The following is a 2,781-nucleotide window of genomic DNA, read 5'->3' as shown; positions in this document are numbered from 1 at the left end:
AAAAAAGGGAAGGTGCTGGTGCTGGATGTGGACGAGTCCCTCTCGGGCTGGGGGCGATGCTGGGCATTGAACCTCCCGGCAGAACGCTGATGGATGAGGTCGGGGGCAAGCCGGCGGTAAGAGAAAAGCTGATGGCAATGCTCAGGGGCAAGGGAAGCGGACGGGCGGAGTTGTTCACAGAAAAACTGACTTTGGACACCTTGCCCGTGGCCTGTGTGCGTTGGGACGGCTCCGTAGGCCTGCTGCAGGTGGGAAAGATCGAGCACAGCATGGAGGGGTGCGCCTGCCCGATGGGTATGGTGGCGCGGGCCTTTCTGAACTATCTGGTGACGGCAGACCTGGAAAAGAAGCAGCCGACCGGTCGGCCGTATATACTGGCCCACCCGGAGCTGAAGGACCTCCCCGCCATCGGGCCGGGCGGACCCAATTCGACCCCCGACGCCGAAAAGCTGGTTGCGGTGAAGCCGGACGTCATTTTTGCGAGCTACCTCGTGGACAGGGTCAAGGCGGACGATCTCCAGGCGAAGACGAACATTCCGGTGGTTGTGCTGAGTTATGGTCAACTGGCGACCTTCGACGAAGAACTTTACCAATCCCTTATGCTCATCGGGAAGGTTATTGGACAGGAGAGCAGGGCGCGCGAAGTGGTGGATTTCATCAAGCGGTGCCAGGCGGATCTCCACGAGCGTACGAAAGATGTCCCGGAAGAGAAAAAGCCGACGGTATATGTGGGTGCGCTGGGGATGAAAGGAACGCACGGCATCGAGAGCACCCAGGGGCAGTACCCGCCCTTCATCGCCGTCAACGCCAGGAATGTGGTTGACGAAACCGGGAAGAAGGGCAGTGTCATGATCGACCGGGAGAAGCTTCTGAGCTGGAATCCGGAGATCATCTTCATCGACGAGGGCGGCTACAGCATGGTCAGGGACGATTACCGAAAGAACCAGCAGTTTTATCGGTCATTGACGGCGGTGAAGAAAGGGAACCTCTACGGGCAGATCCCGTATAACTATTACACGACCAACATCGATACGGCGCTGGCCGACGCCTATTACGCCGGCAAGGTCATCTATCCCGAGTGCTTCGCGGATGTGGATCCGGCGAAAAAAGCAGACGATATTTATACGTTCCTGCTGGGCACGCCGGTCTATGCACGGATGGCGCAGGATTTCGGGGGCTTTAAGCGACTGACTCTTGATTAACCGACAGGACCACAGCGTTTCAATAGAGCGCACGAAAAAGGGCGGGGGCATGTCCCCCCGCCCTTTGACTGGTGTGCCCGGCATGGGTGCTGTCTATTAGGGTGAAAGTCCCGAACGATGAAGGTAGCAGCAGCCGTCAGCTGAAGGCAAGGGTGAAGGGTTGGAAAACCTGTAGTCCCAGGGTTTTTTGCGGTCAACAAGACAACTATTGCTATGGTCGCTGGTCAACTGACTGTGTTAGAATGAATGTGATATTGACCCCTACTGGTAGCTGCAGCAGTGGAGTCACCCATGAACTGAGGAGGTGCCCCGTTTGGAATCGACCAGAAGGGTATTGCCGCTTCTTCCCCTGCGCGGGATTTTGGTCTTTCCGTACATGGTCATCCATTTGGACGTGGGTCGCGAGAAGTCGGTAAAGGCGATCGAAGAGGCCATGAGCCATGACCGGCTCATTCTTCTGGCTACCCAGAAGGAGGCCCAGACCGATGACCCCGAGACGGATGATATTTATGACGTTGGCACGGTGGCGGAGCTAAAGCAGCTCCTAAAGCTGCCGGGCGGGACCATTCGTGTCCTGGTGGAGGGCATTGCCCGTGCCCGCATTCGCAATTACCTTTTCAACGAGCCGTACTTCAGGGTTGAGGTTACCCAGTACGACGAGGACTTCGTGAAAACGACGGAACTCGAGGCCCTGATGCGCAACCTCGTGCACCAGTTCGAGCAGTATGTCAAGCTCTCGAAGCGCATCCCGCCGGAGACCGTGGTGACCGTGGCCAACATCGAGGAACCCGGCCGGCTGGCCGATGTCGTCGCCTCGCACCTGCCCCTGCGCATCGAGGACAAACAGCTCATCCTGGAGGCCGTGCCGATCCGCGAGCGGCTGGAGTGCCTGTGCGCCATGGTGGCCAAGGAGCTGGAGATCGTCGAGATCGAACGGCGGATCAACGTCCGCGTGCGCAAGCAAATGGAGAAGACCCAGAAGGAGTACTACCTGCGCGAGCAGATCAAGGCCATCCAGCGGGAACTGGGAGAGAAGGACGAGCGTGTCGCCGAGGGCGAGGAGTACCGGGAAAAGATCGCCCAGATGAAGCTCCCCAAAGAGGTCGAGGAAAAGGCCCTGAAGGAAGTCGAGCGGCTGGAGAAGATGCCGCCGATGGCCGCCGAGGCTACCGTGGTGCGCAACTACCTCGACTGGCTGTTGGCCCTGCCGTGGACGAAGGGCACCCGCGACCGCCTGGACATCGAGGCCGCCCAGGCGGTGCTCGACGAGGACCACTACGGCCTGAAGAAAGTCAAGGAGCGGATCCTGGAGTATCTGGCCATCCGCAAGCTGGCCAAGAAGATGAAGGGCCCCATCCTCTGCCTGGTCGGGCCTCCCGGGGTCGGCAAGACCTCGCTCGGGAAATCGATCGCCCGCGCCCTGGACCGCAAGTTCGTCCGGGTGTCGCTTGGCGGCGTGCGGGACGAGGCCGAGATCAGGGGGCACCGCCGCACCTATGTCGGCGCACTGCCGGGGCGGATCATCCAGGGCATGCGCAATGCGGGATCCAAGAACCCGATCTTCCTGCTCGACGAGGTC

The 2,781-nt window shown here is 59.8% G+C and carries 2 protein-coding genes; both read left to right on the top strand.

Annotated elements, in window-relative coordinates; genetic code table 11:
• Positions 1-89: 89 nt before the first annotated feature.
• The gene (locus QMC81_11860) at positions 90-1,202 is read left to right on the top strand and encodes an ABC transporter substrate-binding protein (GenBank protein MDI6908165.1); all 1,113 of its coding nucleotides are present in this window, start codon (positions 90-92) and stop codon (positions 1,200-1,202) included.
• Positions 1,203-1,506: 304 nt separating this feature from the next.
• Positions 1,507-2,781 (top strand): LON peptidase substrate-binding domain-containing protein (locus tag QMC81_11855; GenBank protein MDI6908164.1); only part of this gene is annotated, 1,275 nt, incomplete at its 3' end.

Source organism: Thermoanaerobacterales bacterium (genome assembly GCA_030019475.1).
Classification (GTDB): Bacteria; Bacillota; Desulfotomaculia; order Desulfotomaculales; family JASEER01; genus JASEER01.
The sequence above is the reverse complement of the archived record's forward strand: the minus strand, read 5'-3'. Positions and strand labels throughout refer to the sequence as shown.

Coding starts and splice junctions, on each gene's coding strand:
- QMC81_11860 (MDI6908165.1), top strand. CDS start 90: ATGGATGAGGTCGGGGGCAAGCCGGCGGTAAGAGAAAAGCTGATGGCA.